Source organism: Desulfogranum aggregans, assembly GCF_055398265.1.
In genome coordinates this window covers 385,924-403,160 of the sequence record NZ_AP042447.1, presented here as the reverse complement: position 1 = coordinate 403,160, position 17,237 = coordinate 385,924, and the positions used below count along the sequence as shown (strand labels likewise).

Genomic DNA, 17,237 nt, shown 5'->3' with positions numbered 1-17,237 from the left:
GTTGAACAACCTTTCTGGAGGGGTACAGCTGGGGAAACCGGCTTTATCACCTGTACAGTCAACGCACTGTCTGCTTTGCTTGCAAGCGCTTATTCCAGAGACAACACCACCTCTTCAATACGTTAAGCCCAGGAGAATATCAATGACCACTCCCATCAATGCGGCCACTCCCGTTTCCGTGCCCCAGCCACCGACGATCACGATCAAGTTGAGTGATGAAGGAATGGAAAAATTCACCACCCTTCTGCAGTCAGGGATTGAGATTGAAACCACTGCCGGGGAATCCATTCTCTCGTTTCTGGAGAAAATCCCGGGGTTCACCCCCGAATATATCGACAACGAAGTGCAGACCATTTTTCTCAATGGCACGGCCATGGATGATGTCCATGCCCCGTTGACGGAGTCAGATGCGGTGGTCGCTCTTTCTGCGGCCATGCCCGGTCTCTCAGGAGCCATATACCGCAAAAACAGCATTCACTCGCACCTTCGATCTGTGCACCATACCGCTGACCAAGCCGAAGTGAACCATGAAAAAATAGCCATATACCTCAAATTGTTTAACTCTATTGCCAAGGACAGAGGAGCAGAGCTGCTGCGCGGCGGGGTCACGATGAAGACAGGTACCATCCTGACCTTTTTTCAAACACGTCCATGGCTGCTCGATCAGGTACAGGAAATAGCCATAGAGGATGCCCAGGGCTATGCCCGTGAGGCGCTGGTAGCAGCCCTTGAGCAGAATGAAAAATGTCGCATTGTGATTGCCCATTCTTCCTAGACCGCATTCTCTTAAGCATTTTGTCATTTTTCGAAAAGATATGTAGATTGATCAGTCCATGAAAAAGAATGGCGTATATTGGCCCGCGCCGGTGGTTGGGACAGGACAGCACTCCAGGTGGATCGCGGAGCCGCCATGCGTCCGGCTCTTTTCTCAACACTCACTCCTCCCGGCGTGGGAACAAGGTTCCTTGAAAAACCATCATGAGACGAGCAGATAAACAAATCAAAGACCCCGAGGTTATCTCAGAGGTTGTCCGCAACAGCATGATTTGCCGGATCGGCCTGGCAAAAGATAATCGCCCCTACATTGTACCGGTTTCCTTTGGCTATGACGGGCAGGCAATCTACTTTCATTCAGCGGTTCATGCCGGGAAAAAGATTGAGTATATCCAGGAAAATCCCCAAGTCTGTTTTGAGTGCGAACGTGAGGTCAAGCTGGTTCAACATTCGGAGAAACCCTGCCACTGGTCCTTTTCGTTCCAATCGGTTATCGGATACGGTGCCATAACCGAACTGCTAACCGCTGAGGAAAAAGTTGCCGGTCTCCACCAGATCATGGCCCATTATTCGGACCGGGAATGGGATTTCAGCGCTCTTTCAACGGACAACGTCCGCGTCTGGAAAATTGTCATTGAACATATATGCGGAAAACAATCCAAGGATCATGCTGAAGCGTAAAAGTGCTGAAACTCTCCGCTTCCCGGCTCCGTAGCCTGCTCCTCTCCTTGGGAGAGCACCAGGCAGCGTCGTTTTTCGACTGCCACCGCCCTCCTCTTCGTTCCATACTTACTCAATGAAGGCCTCCTCCATACAGGAGTTTCTGAGCGCTCCCTATCGCAATTTTCTGCTCCTCTGGACTCCTGTCCTGTTTTCGCTGCTTGCCGAACCGTTGACCGGCCTGGTGGATACCGCATGTATCTCCAGGCTGGGGGCAGAAGCACTCTCCGCCCTTGGTGCTGGTACCGTTATCCTTACCAGCGGGTTGTGGGTCTTCAACTTTCTCAGTGTAGGCAGCCAGACGGAAATCTCGCACGCTCAGGGAAGCGATAACCTGCTGCAGGGCAGACGAATAGGAAGCCTGGCCCTGGTTACGGCAGCGGCGATTGGCCTGGTAATGGCAGCAATAACCTGGCATTACGCTGAACTGCTGGCAGCCTTGATGGGGACGGAGGGAACGGTCCTGCGTCATGCGTCAACCTACATACACATTCGTGCACTGGGGGCACCATCGGTGCTCCTTACCATGACCGCCGTTGGCATTCTTTACGGTTTGGGCGACATGCGCTCCCCCTTCTCCATTGCAGTGGCCGTGAATGCGCTCAACATTATCCTGGACTGGCTGCTGATTTTCGGCCCCGGACCGTTTCCGGCTATGGGTATAGCCGGGGCAGCCCTGGCCAGCGTGATCAGCCAGGCTATGGGCGCGGCATGGGCTGTTTTCCTGGTCTACAGGGAGCTTGGCTTTACCCGTGCCATACGGGTCGGCGATATCACCAGACTGTTGCAGATCGGCAGGGATATGTTTATTCGAACCGGGACATTGATCCTCTTTCTCCTCCTTGCCACCCGGATGGCTACCCTGCTGGGAGCTAACGTCGGTGCTGCTCACCAGGCTGTCCGTCAGGTCTGGGTATTCACCAATCTCTTTCTGGATGCTTCAGCTATCACCGCCCAAAGTGTTGTCGGCTTTTTCTTTGGCTCAGGACAGCGCTGGCAGGCCAGACAGGTCGCCAGGTTTGTCACCATGCAAAGCCTCCTGGTCGGCACGCTGCTGATGGGTGCGATGCTTACCGGTTCTTCAGGAGCAGCAGTACTGTTTGTTCCACCTTCCGGGCTCGATTATTTTTACCCTGCTTGGACCATTGCCGCGATGCTGCAACCCATCGCCGCCATGGCCTTTATCACTGACGGCATCCATTGGGGCACCGGTGATTTTCCCTTCCTGAGAAATGGTGTCCTGGTGGCTACGGTGTTCGCCGCTGCAGTTCTTTGGCTTATGCATCTTACCAGTACCACCACCCTGGAGTACATATGGGTGACCATCGGCGCGTGGATTGCCATCAGGGCCTGCCTCGGCATTCTGCGTATATGGCCAGGTATCCGAAACAGTCCTCTCCAACTCAACCCGCCGGCAAGAAGCAACTGAATCGCTTTCCCTTTCTCTCAAAACGGTTCTGTTTTCCGGCCTTAAACGGAGCACATCCTGTCTGAATTTTTTCCCAGCTGTTCTCCAGCCTCCTGAGTGCAAGGAGTATTTTTTCTGATCATCCGGCCTGAAATATGCTTATCATAGTGTGAATATCCAAGCCTTTTTTAACTGCAAACATCCCTTTTACCGAGTTCTATACGCATGCCTGCTTTTCGATTATTTATCCTGGCGACCTGCATTAGCGGCCTTTTCCCCCTGTCACTGGCAACCGCTTCCCCTGAAAATAAAAATGTTCTGTATCTCAATTCCTACCACCACGGGTATCAATGGTCGGACCAACTGCTGGAGGGAATACGCTCGGTAGTGGATGAAAGCAACTACAAGGTGGATCTGCAGATAGAGTATATGGATGCCAAAAAGTACAACTATGATTACATCAACTCTCACCTGGCAACCCTGTATGGAGAAAAATTCCGGAACGAACAGTTTGATGTGATCATCGTATCCGATAACGATGCCCTCAACTTTGTCCTCCACTATCGTTCCCAGCTGTTTGCAGGTATACCGATCATTTTCTGCGGCGTTAACGATATTGCCTCCGTTGATCTCTCCAGCGGTAACATCACCGGTGTAGTGGAAAGCTTTGATCTTCCCGCTACCATCGCCATAGCCAGAACGCTGCATCCGCAAGTAAAAAACATGGTGGTAGTCGGCGACCAATCCACTGCTGGAAGAGCGATAGAACGGCAGGTTCATGCCATGATGCACTCCCACGAAAACGATATTCAGGTTGAATTCTGGTTTCAGCTTCCCCTCAAAGAAACACTGCAGCGTGCTCAACAGCTTTCCGACGACACCATTTTCTTCTTCACCCCCTGGTACCAGACTATTGAGGGTAAGTTTTATGTTGCAGAAGAGGTGATGGCTGCAATTTACAGACACTCCACCATCCCTATCTACACGGCCTGGGATTTTTTACTTGGCCATGGAGCTGTCGGCGGTTACATGCTCTCCGGCATCATTCACGGCAGGCAGGCGGCGGAGATGGCCTTGAGGGTGCTGCAAGGAGAATCGGCTGAGGCAATCCCTGTTGTCCATGGGGCTGCCGGCAGGTATATGTTTGACTACACGGTCACGCAGCGGCTGGGGATTGACAGGGACCTGCTCCCAAGCGATGCAGTGATCCTCAACGCCCCCCACGCTTTCTATGAGTTGCCCAAAGAACTTTTCTGGACCATTATGATCTCCATTCTGCTCCTGTGTATCGCCCTTGTCCTCCTGGGCAGCAACATGATCGCCAGGCGCAGGGTTGAACGGAAAGTAATTGACCAGCTCGCCTTTCAGGAAACATTGATGGACACGATTCCCCAACTGGTCTCCTGGAAACAAATATCCGGCAAATACCTCGGCGCCAACCGCGCTTTTATGGAATTTTTCCGGATTGAACACCTTGATTCCATTGAAGGGCGTTCCACCAGGGATGTGGTGTATGACAGCGATTACGTACAATGGTCGCGCAGCGCTGACGTTGCAGTGGTGAATAGCCGCAAAGCGGTTCGTAAAATCCGAAAAAAAATCGAATTTCAGGACGGCGAACTGGGCTGGATAGAAGTCAATAAAGTCCCCTTGCGTGATCCCCAGGGTAAACTCTTCGGCATCCTGAGCACCGCCGAAAACGTGACCAGGGAGCAAAACCTGGAAAAACAGCTTCTTCAGTCACAGAAATTAGAAGCCATCGGTACACTGGCCGGTGGTATAGCTCACGATTTCAACAATATCCTTACCTCCATCATCAACTCAACCGAACTCGCCATTGACGACGTCCCCCCCGGAAGCCAAACTGAAAAGGATCTGCAACGGGTGCTCAAGGCCGCCCGCCGTGGTGGACAGGTGGTCAAACGCATTCTCTCTTTCAGCCGGCCGACCATGGAACAATTTCAGGTGGTTGATGTCCGCACAGTGATCAACGAAGTCTTGATGCTCCTGGACGCGTCCATGCCCTCCTCCATCACTGTCTCAGCAGAACTGGGGGAGAAGGAATGCTTTATTTTGGGTGACCCCACCCAGCTGCACCAGGTCATCCTCAACCTCTGCACCAACGCCTTTCAGGCCCTCAGCCCCTCCGGCGGCAGCTTGCAACTGCTGTTGGAACAGATCGAGTTGGTGGGTCCCCACGCCGGGGAGCTGGGACTTGATCCTGGAAACTATGCTGTCCTCCGGGTCAAAGACAACGGCCCGGGCATAGCACAGGACGTGGTGGATAAAATATTTGATCCTTTTTTCACCACCAAGGATATCGGCGAAGGCACCGGACTCGGGCTGGCGGTGGTTCATGGAATCATCAGCGGACACCGGGGAGTAATACGGGTGGAAAGTAAAAAAGGACGTGGTACCGAATTTACCCTTTACTTTCCGGTTACGGAAAAAAGGCAGCTCTCTGCACCAACAGAGAAAACAGCTCTGCCCACAGAGGATGCTACCGTTCTTTTTGTGGAAGATGACATGGATCAGCTTGACTCCACCCCACGAATCCTGCAGGATATGGGATATCGGGTAATTGCGGTCCAGCGACCATCCGAGGCTCTTGCGACGGCCAACAGCGAGACAACCACCATAGATGTTGTGCTCACCGATTACGACATGCCCGAGTGCAGCGGCGTGGAACTGGCCAACAAACTCTTTCCCTTGCCGGTTATCCTGGTGTCAGGCAGAGAGGAGGCAGCGGCCGCTGCAGCAGGGATCCCCAATATTATTGAAGTTGTTCGTAAACCCTATGACCGACAAAAACTAGAGCAGGCGTTCAGCGCCCTGGCTGCTCGGAGACAATGACCATGGAACACATGCTGATAATCGACGACGACAAGGATACCTGTGCAACCATGGAAAGCCTTATCTCGCGCATGGGACATACCTGCACCCAGACCTACACCCTGGAGGAAGGATACAACGAACTGTGCCGTTCTGCGTACGATGTGGTGTTTCTTGACGTTCGTCTGCCCGATGGCAATGGCATTGAGATGCTCCCGCAGATCATGGAACTGGCCGATCCGCCCGAGGTCATTATCCTCACAGGTAAAGGTGATCCTGATGGAGCCGAACTGGCCATTCAGAGCGGGGTATGGGACTACCTCCTCAAACCATCCAGTGTCAGGGAAATTCGACTGACCCTGAACAGGGCCCTGACCTATCGTAAAGAAAAGAAAAAAAGAAAAGAACATGAGGAACTCGCAGTCAACACGGTTATCGGAAAAAGTCCTGTCATAACCGCCTGTCTGCAGACTGCAGCCAAAGCTGCCCGCTCCGAGGCAAGCGTACTCATCACCGGCGAGACCGGCACAGGGAAGGAACTCTTTGCAACCACTATTCACGCCAACAGCAATCGCTCCAAGGGAAAATTCGTTGTCGTAGACTGTGCCTCCCTCACAGAGTCCTTGGTGGAATCAACCCTATTCGGCCACAGGAAAGGGGCCTTTACCGACGCCCTTTCCGATCGGATCGGCCTGATTAAACTGGCGGACAACGGCACGCTCTTTCTCGACGAGATCGGCGAAATGCCGCTTTCCATGCAAAAGGTATTACTTCGGGTACTCCAGGAACAACATTTTCGCCCTGTGGGTGACACCCAAGAGACGACGAGTAATTTTCGGTTGATTGCCGCTACCAATAAAGACCTGGACCAGATGGTTGAACAGGGAACCTTCCGTAAAGACCTCCTGTTTCGAATAAAAACCATCCGCATCCACCTGCCTCCTCTTCGTCATCGGCGGCAGGATATCGGCGAGCTTACCGCTTCCCGGCTTGAACAGCTGTGCTCGATATTCGGTGTTCCCCTCAAAGCAACAAGTGATGATTTTCTCCATACTCTTGAGCGCTATGATTGGCCGGGAAATGTACGCGAACTCTTCAACATTCTGGAGCGGGCGGTCATCAATGCCGGAGATGAGGGCATCCTGTATAGCGTCCACCTTTCCAGGGAACTGCGGGTGAAAGTTGCCAAAGAGCAAATAGAACAGTTGACCGGTGCAAAAGATCTCGCTGCAACAGAAGGGGCCCCTGATCCGGAAGGGAATGTACGAAAAATAGGACAACAGCTCTTTGAGGATATTTTCGATTCCACCTTGCCCCCGCTCAAAGAATTCAAGGCCACGGCCGAGAAAGTCTACCTGGGGGAGACCATTCGACAATGCGACGGCAACGTGCCTGATATATTAAACAAATCAGGTCTCTCCCGTTCCCACTTCTATCTGTTACTGAAAAAATACGACCTCACCCTCGAGGTATAGCAGCAACAGGAACAAAACAGCATATGGTGGAACGATAAACCCCTGCCGTATTATTCTCAGCGCTGATGTCCTGATTTACAGACAGCAAGGCTTTCGCTGAAAAGCTTATAAATGACCCTGAATTTTCAACTCAACATACTGTTCTTCCAGCAATTATGACAAAAAAGAATCTGCACTGAACCTGTGCAGCAGTGGTGCCACCCTCTGCTTACTCACCCATACTGCTCCAGGGTTGGCAAAACCGGTCCTAGAAAAAAGACACATTCTCCCTTTTCCCGTGCCCCCTGGGTCCGCTTCACCCGTCCATCCAGCAGATTTTACACGGTTAATAAAAAAAATTACACATGGCATACCATCTGCTAGCAAGTATACCGTACCCCTTTCATACTCCCCGACTCGGCACTTTTCGAACTAAGTTGCATCTACTTGAGACTGCATTTTTCCCGAAAGCTGCTGTATGACAGCCAGCCCGTTCAACATGGAGCAACAGATCGATGAGAATAACCACTTCTACCCGTGATTTGTAAGGAGAAAACACCATGACAGGTGAACATCACCCTAGTGCACGCTTCACCCAACAAGCCGAGGCCGTGTCTGCGGTTGTCCAACCGGTAGCCTCAATAGACCAGGCCCTTGCGTACCTGGTTACGCTCTGCGACGAAAAAGAAGCCTGTAAAATCCAGGTTGCAGGCTGTGAATTTCCACTCTCTGACAAAGCTGGAGAGCTGTGCGAGACAAAGCAGCGCAAAATCATTGCCGCACCAGGACTTGAACCGGCAATCGATGCCCAGCTCGAACAGCTCTGTACCGAAAACGGTTTTCTCTATGTTAACTCCGGCATGCGTAATCATGGAGCCGGGGTCGATATCGGCTTTACGATTGCCGACATCGGGATAGCTGAAACTGGCACCCTGGTCATTGACAGCTCCAACGAGGAGTTGCGGTTGGCCACCATGCTGAGCGAATTCCACGTTTGCCTGTTGCCTGCATCAAAAATCGTCGCCGACAGCTATGATGCAGAATCCTTTCTGGTTGATCATTCAAAAAGAAAACCGAATTTCACCGCCTTTATCACCGGTCCCAGCCGTACAGCCGACATCGAACGGGTCCTTGCCCTTGGAGTTCACGGCCCGCTGGAACTGCATATATTACTGTTGGAGGATTAGCCCATGCAACAAGCACACAACATGAAGGAATACAAAGCTGAGTGCAGGGAATCCCTGGATAACGACTTCCTTCGCAAGACCCTGGACACCTTTGCCGTTGCCTATCGCGAAGGCCGGGCAAAGGCCTTTGCGGGTATGGACGTGAAGGGATTGATTCAGGAGGTGGCGGATTCCAAACAGTTCGGCCCCGATGACCTGCAGGCACTCTATGCCACCTTCAAGGAAAATGCCGAGGCCGCCGGCGTCAAGGTCCACCTGGCCAAAGATGCAGACGAAGCGAATGCGATCATCTGCCAAATCGGCAAAGATCACAACGCCAGCCGGGTCATTAAAGCCAAATCCATGACCGCGGAAGAAACTTTGCTCAACCATGCCATGGAAGACCAGGGCTTTGAGGTGACCGAAACCGACCTGGGCGAATGGATAATCCAGTTACGCCATGAAGGCCCCTCCCACATGGTAATGCCGGCTATCCATCTGTCTCGCTACCAGGTCAAGGACCTGTTCACCGATGTCACCGGTAAACAGCAGGAGCCGGACATCGAACAGCTGGTCAAGGTAGCACGTCGCGAGCTACGGCAAAAGTTCCTCGATGCCGACATCGGCATCACCGGAGCCAATTTCGCTGTTGCGGAAACCGGCGGTATCGGTCTGGTCACCAATGAGGGGAACGCCCGGATGGCTGCCACCCTGCCACCGGTGCACATTGCGCTGATTGGTCTGGATAAACTGCTCCCAACCATGCATGACGCGCTCCGCATCCTCAAGGTGCTTCCCAAGAATGCCACCGGTCAGCAGATTACCTCCTACGTGACCTGGATTGCCGGGGCCAACGACTGTGCCACCGGCAAAAACGAGAAGAAAGAGATCCATTTCGTACTGCTGGACAACGGCCGAATGGAAATGGCAGCCGACCCGCTGTTCTCGCAGGTATTAAGCTGCGTTCGCTGCGGAGCCTGCGCCAATGTCTGCCCGGTTTATCGTTTGGTGGGTGGACACAAGATGGGCCACATCTACATCGGCGCTATCGGCCTGATCCTGACCTACTTTTTCCACGGCACCGAGAAGGCCAGAAACCTGGTCCAGAACTGTATCAACTGTGAGGCTTGCAAAGATATCTGTGCTGCCGGGATTGACCTGCCGCGACTCATCAAAGAGGTACAGATTCGCATCCAGGAAGAAGAGGGGCAGCCAACCCCTTCGCTTCTGCTGGGAAAGGTGCTCAAAAACAGAAAGCTCTTTCATCGCCTGCTTCGCGTTGCCAAATGGGCGCAAAAACCGGTTGCAGCCGGCGATGGTTTCCTGCGGCATTTGCCCATGCTTTTTTTCAAGGAGCACGACTACAAGGCCCTCCCCACGGTAGCTGCCAAACCATTTCGTGACCGCTGGCCGGAGCTGCAGCAGGAGATTAAACAGCCGCGCTGCAAAGTTGCCCTCTTTTCCGGATGCGTACAGGACTTTGTTTATCCGGAACAGATGGAAGCGGCAGTTGAACTTTTTGCAGCCAACAATGTCGCCATGACCTACCCCATGGAACAGAATTGCTGCGGCCTGCCAGTACAGATGATGGGGGAAAAAGCGGCTTCCATTGATATCACGCGCAGCAATATCGATGCCTTTGCCGGAGAGGGGTGTGACTATATCGTCACCCTTTGCGCTTCCTGCGCCTCCCACCTCAAGCACAGCTATCCCAAGCTGGTGGAGGGTTACCCCGCCTACACGGAGAAGGTCAAGGACTTCAGCGCCAAGGTTATTGATTTCAGCTCCTTTGTCCATGACGTGCTCCAGGTCGAGCCCGAACAGTTCAGCGGGGACAACCAGTCAGTGACCTACCATGCTCCCTGTCACCTCTGCAGAGGATTGGATGTCCATGAGGCACCGCGCAACCTCATGCAGATAGCCGGCGCTGATTACCGGGAGGCGGCCGAGGAAGAAGTCTGCTGCGGATTCGGCGGCACTTATTCGGCCAAGTTCCCGGAACTTTCCCGGGAACTGCTGAACAATAAAATGACCAATGTGGAGGCTACCGGGGCAGCAACCCTGCTGACAGACTGTCCGGGGTGCATTATGCAGATACGGGGCGGTTTGAAAGCCAAAGGATCTTCCATGAAGGTCAAGCACGTGGCGGAACTGCTCAGTGAGCGCATGAACAAACCGCATCAGTAACAGATTGCCCAAAACGATCCGGAGCAGTGCAGCGACACTTCATGCGCAGGCATTCGTTGCTGCACTGCCTTGTTCTTTCCTTGCGGCACTACTTCCGGTCAAAGATTGCTCTCAACTGTTCAGATAATGCCTGAACACCAAAAGGCTTTTTAATAAACCCATTACACTCTTCACCGATCAAACGCTCTATCTGCTCATCAGGTGCATAGCCGCTGCAGAGCAGGACAGGCAAGTCTGGATTCAATTGCTTGATCCCCGCAAACACCTTACTCCCGTCCAGGCCCGGCATCAACATATCAAGGATCACCAGATCGAGCTGGCTGCCCAGCCGGCGTACATCTGCGAGCGCCTTTGTCCCGCCGTTTGCACTCCATACCGTGTAGCCGAGACGCTCAAGCACCTTTTGCAGCGCCTGCACCACGATCTCTTCATCGTCGACAATTAGGATGCTTTCCCTTCCTTTTCGCAGCCCTTCAGGTCGCTCAACTGGCTGTTTGCGGGATACACCTGAACTCAGGGGAAGAAATATTTCAAAGGTGCTCCCTTTGCCTACTGTACTCGCAGCACCTATCCATCCCCTGTGATTTTCTATGATGCCATACGCCGAGGCAAGGCCAAGACCAGTCCCGCGTTCCTTTTTCCTGGTGGTAAAAAAAGGATCAAATATCATTGTCAGTACGGTTTCATCCATCCCCACCCCGGTATCGATGATGGAGAGCTTAGCATAGGCCCCAGGGGGGAGTTGTCCCGGTCGTTGCTCATGTTCATCAAAGTGAACGCATGAAGAGCGAAGGATAAGGTCACCACCATCGGGCATCGCCTGGGAAGCATTAATGAACAGGTTCAGAAGAACCTGCTCGATCTGCCCTCTGTCTGCGGAGATGCAGAGCTGTTGAGACATCAGCTCATTGCCTATCTTGATGTGTTTGTGGGTTCTGCCGAACATTGTTGCGGTATGGGCGACCAGTTCATTTACATTGAACGGCTCCACTTCATTTTTTCCTTTCCGGGCAACACCGAGCAGCTGTGCAGTCAAGTTGGATGCACTGCGAATATATTCCTCAATGGCGGCAAGATGTTCCTGCATGGGGTCGGACCTGTCCATTTCCAGTGCCATAATCGACACTCGCCCCTGAACGCCCATCAGCAGGTTGTTGAAATCGTGGGCTACGCCGCCGGCCAAAGTACCGAGGGAGGTTATTTTCTGCGCATGGAGGAACTGCCGATTAAGCTGGTCTTTTTCCTCAGCAGCCTTTTTTTCTTTGGTAATATCCCGTAAATGTTCGATAACCAGGCTGACCTCGCCTGTCTCGTCCAGAATGGGATAGGATCGCACATCCAGCCAGGCTCCCAGGCTTTCTTCGAATCTGACGGTATTTGCCGGTTTTTTGGTGATATAGGTCTGCAGGGTTGCACAATTGTCGCAGTTTTTCTGCCGGCCGATGAGTTCATAGCATTTTTTACCAACGACCTCTTCATGGGACTTGCCCAGCATCCCGTAGCCGGCGGCATTATAGCGGATGATCCGGTGCTGGTTATCCTGAACACCTAAAACATCGGGGATGGCATCAAAGGTCGCCTCGAGCAATGAGGAGGCCTGCTGCAGGGCCTGCGTTCCTTCTTCCACCTTTCGTTCAAGCAGTTCACGGTACTGCCGCAACTGTTGCTCCAGACGCTTCTGCTCGTCTATTCGCACATGGCTTCCTACCACGAGTACGGGTGCACCGCTCTGCTCACGCTTTCTCACCACGCCCCGGCCAATAAACCAACGCCATTCATTGGTTTTGGTCTTTAATCGGTACTCAACATTCCATTGGTCGGTACTGCCCTGCAGGGAGTCGTTGATCACCCGCTGCACCTTTACGTCATCATCAGGATGGAGCAACGACTCCCAGGAGGCGAAGGTTGGTGGCAGCTCATTTTCCTCATACCCCAGCATAGCGTAGTATTGCGGGCTGAAAAAGGCCTTGCCGCTGGGAACATGCCAGGCCCATATTCCATCGCAGGTACTTTCTATCGCCAGTGCATACAACTGATTGGCATTTTCCGGAAAATCGTTCATGACGTCCATGTTTTCCCACTCTTCTGCAAAGGAAATAGTCTCCCTTTCAACTAAACCAGTCAGAGAAAAATTGCAACAAACGGAGCGCAATCGACAAGATGGCTCATCTGTCGGCAGCAGGACGGATGGTCACTCTTGATTCATGAAATGTGGGCCCGGCACCGATGTCAGTGGTCTTCTGGGAGGTAAGGTCATTGATCGCAGGGGCTAAACTGTGGGGTGACCAGAAAAGTCCTTCCGCAACCACAAGCCCTTTCTGTGTATCCTCTGTCACCCTGGCAACCCGGTTCACCTTTCCACGATGGTTTTCAAGGGTAACGACCATCCGGTCTGTGATGTGAAAAAGAGCAGCATCCCGTGGATGGACCAAAACCGTGCCCAACCGCCCCTGAAATCTTTCGCCAAAGGTGGAATTCAGTAAATCCCTGTGCGGCGGCGTGATGAGCCGCAGGGGGTAACGAGAACCGTAGTCCTTGTCATCAAACTCTCCGCCAGCCAATAAACAGGGAAACGCGGGCACATCAGGCTCGCCATCACAACTAAACCGGAAGCGAACCTGCCACCGTTCCTTCACTGAGGTGCCTGTCCGTTTTCGAGTTGATTCAATCCAGCCGCTGAATCCCTCTTCCCAGGCAGTACACTCCTCAGGCAAGCCATCGATTGTCTCCATATAGGCCTGGATACGTTCCGCTGCCGTCTGCCGGAAAGGAGGATCATTAAAGCCCATGGTCCTGGCCAGGTCCTGAAAGAGGTCAAAATTACTGCGGGCTTCACCGAGGGGTTGAATCACCCGGTCAACTGCCCCGAGGACAAAGTGACCGTAGCCTGTATACAAATCGGCATTTTCAAGAAAGGTGGTTGCCGGCAGCAGGAGGTCCGCGTAACGGGCCGTAGGAGTCATGACCTGCTCATGCACAACGGTATACAGGTCCTCCCGCAGCAGTCCGGCTCTGACCATGGAACTGTCTGGTGCCACACTCAGCGGATTGGAATTGTATACCAAAAGGAGCTTAACCGGCGGCTGGAGGGCGGTCAGTGCGTGCCCGAGATGGGCCATATTGATCACTCGAGGGTTGCCGGATGCCAGATGAGGAGAGCGCAGAGCTGCGCTGTCGCCGAGAAAAGCCTTGGAGGACAACAATACGCCTTGCCCTTCCAATCCATTGAACAAACCAAGCGCTGCAGCTAGGGCGAGAATCGAACGGACACTCATACCGCCCCGGCTGTTTCTACTCAACCCGATGCCTATGCGAATAAAGGTTTTGGGATGGGCGGCAAGCAACTCGGCAAAATCCTTCAACGCTGCTCGACTCAGCCCGCTTTGCGCTTCAAACTCTTCCCATGGGGTGTGGAGCAGATAACGCTCCAACGGAGCAAATCCGCTCGTCTGCTCAGAGATCGCCGCACGGTTCACCCTGTTTTTCTCCACCAGGTGCTTCAGGGCTCCCAACGCCATTGCGCTGTCGCCGCCGGGCAGCACCTGCAGATGGAGGTCTGCGCTGGCAGCGGTCGCATTCCGGTAGGGGTCTATCACCACAAACCGGGCGCCCTTTTTTCGGGCAGCTCGAATTACCGGCCAGAAATGAAGATTGGAGACCTTGACGTTTATGCCCCACGCGACAATCAGGTCGGCATCTTCGGCGACCTCGGGCGGACTACCGGGAACGGTGCCGTAATGCAGGTCCCACGCCCTTCCAGCCGCTGCAGAACAAATAGTTTCCCGCAGTCTGCTGGCCCCCAGCTTATGATACAGCGCATACCCGGCATTCCTGTTCAACACCCCCATATTGCCTGCATACTGATAGGGAAGTATTGCCTCACCTCCGTGCTGCGCAACAACCTGCTGTAATCGGCTGCTCAACAGTTCCAGTGCATCCTCCCAGCTGATGCGCTCAAATCTCCCCTCACCCTTTGCCCCGATCCGGCGCATAGGAAAAAGGAGTCGATCCTCTGCATAGAGCCGCTCGGTGTAGTGACGCATCTTGGCACAGAGAAACCCTTTAGTGATGGGGTGCTCCGGATCACCGGTCAACGAGACCACCTTGCCGTCCTCCAACCGGGCGATGATCCCGCAACTGTCTGGACAATCAAGCGGACAGACGCTGTGTCTGTATTCTACCCTGCACTTGTTCTGCATAGCCATGTACCTTGTGACTGGAGTTGAGGCGGCGAGTGCAGGAAATTACCTGCGTCCACCACTCTATTGCACATGCGATTGGTCTCCTCCCCCTTGTCAGCGTAGAGCAGTCAGGAAAACGGTCCGAAGGGATTGCAAAATTCGGTTGTTCTCCTCAAACAGGCAAGGATCGGCGGAGGTATCTCTCTTTCGGATTGAACAGCGATGGAAAATGACTCGCATCGCTTCCAGATTCTGGGCCATACAATGCCTTATCAACTGGGCGGAAGTACCCTTATGGTACGCCCGGAAGGCCGGCGAGGCGAGTCTGTATGTTGCAGCCAGGTACGATCGTTTTCTCCACTACCAGATCATGGGTGCATCACAGACGTCCCCCTGGTACTGAGGCAATCACCTGCTGCTAAAGCAGGAGAAAGCAAAGGGCCATAACCAGGGTCGGCAACGCAGCATAGGTCAAGAGGAGCAACGGAGAGATGCCGTTATTGAAATAGTTCTTCAGCAACGCCTGGCCTGCGGGATTAGGGGCATTGGCAATCACCGTAAGGCCTCCTCCGGTCACTGCCCCCACCACCACGGCGTACTTTAGGCTCTCTGTAAACCCGGGAACCAGGGTGCTCAGATAGGTAATGGCGGCATTGTCATTAAACGCCGTAAGTAGGGTGGCACTGATCATTAGCGGCAGCTCGCTCAAGCTGCCAAGTACCGGTGCTATCCACCATCCCTGCAATCCACCGTGGATAACCAGACCGCCAAGGAAAAAACCTACCAGCAAGGGAGACTTCAGGTTGACCGTGTTTTGAAAAGGCCAGGTAACATGGGCAAAACCAATAAAAAAAAGCAACCCGGAGACAAAGACTGCCGGATAATGGGCATTGACAATCGTCCACACCATGAAGCCTATGTGAACGGCAATGATCCACCCCGGCACATCTCCACAGCGATGGTCCCAGTTGGGGTCGTACAGCTTTGGCCGCTTGTCCCGGGGAAGCAAGCCAGGAACGGAAACACTCATCTGCTGCAGTTTAAGGTCTTCAAACTCCTGCTCAAAGGTCTCCTCCAACAGCAAACAATCCGTGCTGTCCAAACAGTTGCACGCGGTCAGGGTCGACTCCTTGGCTGCTTCCTTTATTCGATCGAGCTCCAAATGCAAATCTTGCCCAATACGCTCTTCGGCCTGTTTAAGATCATTTTTCAAAAATTCACTCTCTATATACTTGTCCCTGATCTCCACTTTGAGCTGGGACAGCATAAATTTTTTCTCCAGACCGGCGATCTCCCGGCGAAATACGAGAAAGGCAATACCATTACAGATGATGATACCAATAATCGCCTTCCAGCCAAAGGTGGTCAGCATATAGAAGAAGTCCCACTTCCATGGTGCGGCCACCATAAGGACAGGGGGAGCGGCAAAATGGGTCAAGGTTCCGCCCACTGAAATATTAACAAACAACAGGGCAATGGTGGCGTACTTCAGCCTATGGCTTGGCTGCAGTTCGTAAAACTTCTGGGCCAACAGCATGGCGGAGATGGTCATGGCGGCCGGCTCAGTAATAAACGACCCGAGAAGCGGCCCCATGGTCATTATGGTTAGCCACCACGCTGCCAACGTCCCCTTGAAAACGGACGCTATCCGATTCATAATCCGCTCTGAAAATTTCAGGATGGGACGCGAAGAGGCCAGTGTCATGATAACCACCACAAACATCGGCTCAGTGTAATTCACTCCGCTTACATACTCGACAAAGGTATGCCAATCGTAGAAGAAAACAATGGCCGCAGCAAGCACCACCGCCCAGAGCCCGAACACGACCTCAATCTCTCCGAGAAAATGAAAAATTTCCGAAGGAATATGGGTTGAACTTTCTGATTTGCGGCCGGCCTCTATTTCTTTCTGGTACTCGGCCTTCCATTTATGGGCATAGGAGAGAAATTTACTACTCAGAAATGTATGTACAATAGCTGCAAGAAAAATAAGGCTGGCTAACAGGTTAAACGGAGTATGGGCGATACGATGCTTGAGTATGCCAAGCACACTGTGAATCTCCTCATCATGATAACTTGTAAACGTCGGCGGAAAGTTGGTGCCCGCCCCATGCGGATCATGTACATCGCCGGCAGCATAGGCGCAGCCGAGCGAGAGGAACAACAGAAAAAAAGGAATAATTACTGAACGCACTTTCATACATGCCCCTTTGGTTCTTCGTTTTTTTTCGAGAGTGGGCACCACTCGTGGAGAAAAAGAAACATTATCTATTATGTTCAGGAAGATAGACTAAATTGTTTGTGCGCTCTTGACAAGGACAATGCGTTGGATCCCTCCACCATTCTTGCAGACACATTCGATTGCCACCTAGAGCACCAGGAGGCCAGCCCTGGGGAATCTCAGCGAGGACCGCCTCTCCACAGAGATGGTCATACACTTGTACCGCAATGCGGACCAATGAGAAATGTGCGGGGAAGTCAGGCTGTTGCACTACCGGCTCTGTCACCTCTCTTC

The 17,237-nt window shown here is 52.9% G+C and carries 11 protein-coding genes; 8 read left to right on the top strand and 3 right to left on the bottom strand.

All coding sequences use genetic code 11. The features are described 5' to 3' along the window. Positions 1-142: 142 nt before the first annotated feature. The 7 genes from ACZ52Z_RS01875 (at position 143) to ldhH (ending at position 10,541) form a co-directional block, all read left to right on the top strand. On the top strand, positions 143-775 hold the full coding sequence (locus tag ACZ52Z_RS01875) for a hypothetical protein (RefSeq protein WP_464269067.1): 633 nt from the start codon (positions 143-145) through the stop codon (positions 773-775). A gap of 203 nt (positions 776-978) precedes the next feature. Next, on the top strand, positions 979-1,455 hold the full coding sequence (locus ACZ52Z_RS01870; RefSeq protein ID WP_464269066.1) for a pyridoxamine 5'-phosphate oxidase family protein: 477 nt from the start codon (positions 979-981) through the stop codon (positions 1,453-1,455). Positions 1,456-1,570: 115 nt separating this feature from the next. Continuing rightward, the gene (locus tag ACZ52Z_RS01865) at positions 1,571-2,923 is read left to right on the top strand and encodes an MATE family efflux transporter (protein ID WP_464269065.1); all 1,353 of its coding nucleotides are present in this window, start codon (positions 1,571-1,573) and stop codon (positions 2,921-2,923) included. A 204-nt stretch (positions 2,924-3,127) separates the two neighbouring features. Further along, positions 3,128-5,755, top strand: coding sequence for a hybrid sensor histidine kinase/response regulator (locus ACZ52Z_RS01860; RefSeq protein ID WP_464269064.1), 2,628 nt, complete (start codon positions 3,128-3,130; stop codon positions 5,753-5,755). A 2-nt stretch (positions 5,756-5,757) separates the two neighbouring features. Further along, positions 5,758-7,209 (top strand): sigma-54-dependent transcriptional regulator, encoded by a 1,452-nt coding sequence (locus ACZ52Z_RS01855; RefSeq protein WP_464269063.1) that lies wholly within the window; start codon positions 5,758-5,760, stop codon positions 7,207-7,209. Between the two features lie 539 nt (positions 7,210-7,748). Further along, positions 7,749-8,375 (top strand): LutC/YkgG family protein, encoded by a 627-nt coding sequence (locus ACZ52Z_RS01850; protein ID WP_464269062.1) that lies wholly within the window; start codon positions 7,749-7,751, stop codon positions 8,373-8,375. Positions 8,376-8,378: 3 nt separating this feature from the next. Continuing rightward, entirely contained in the window at positions 8,379-10,541 is a 2,163-nt protein-coding gene (gene ldhH / locus ACZ52Z_RS01845) for an L-lactate dehydrogenase (quinone) large subunit LdhH (protein ID WP_464269061.1), read from the top strand. An 88-nt stretch (positions 10,542-10,629) separates the two neighbouring features. Here ldhH and ACZ52Z_RS01840 read toward each other — a convergent pair whose 3' ends face one another. Both ACZ52Z_RS01840 and ACZ52Z_RS01835 read right to left on the bottom strand, forming a co-directional pair. Beyond that, a complete protein-coding gene (locus tag ACZ52Z_RS01840) occupies positions 10,630-12,612 on the bottom strand; it encodes a PAS domain-containing hybrid sensor histidine kinase/response regulator (RefSeq protein WP_464269060.1) in 1,983 nt (660 codons plus the stop codon). Between the two features lie 94 nt (positions 12,613-12,706). Further along, positions 12,707-14,740: a molybdopterin-dependent oxidoreductase gene (locus ACZ52Z_RS01835; protein ID WP_464269059.1), complete on the bottom strand. Its 2,034-nt coding sequence runs from the start codon at positions 14,738-14,740 to the stop codon at positions 12,707-12,709. A 211-nt stretch (positions 14,741-14,951) separates the two neighbouring features. On the opposite strand from ACZ52Z_RS01835, the gene ACZ52Z_RS01830 reads away from it, so the two are divergent. After that, positions 14,952-15,125 carry a hypothetical protein gene (locus ACZ52Z_RS01830; RefSeq protein WP_464269058.1) on the top strand — a complete coding sequence of 58 codons (174 nt, stop codon included), beginning with the start codon at positions 14,952-14,954 and terminating at the stop codon, positions 15,123-15,125. Between the two features lie 15 nt (positions 15,126-15,140). Here the strand turns inward: ACZ52Z_RS01830 and ACZ52Z_RS01825 are convergent, their stop codons facing one another. Beyond that, positions 15,141-16,922: a putative Na+/H+ antiporter gene (locus ACZ52Z_RS01825; protein ID WP_464269057.1), complete on the bottom strand. Its 1,782-nt coding sequence runs from the start codon at positions 16,920-16,922 to the stop codon at positions 15,141-15,143. Between the last annotated feature and the right edge of the window lie 315 nt (positions 16,923-17,237).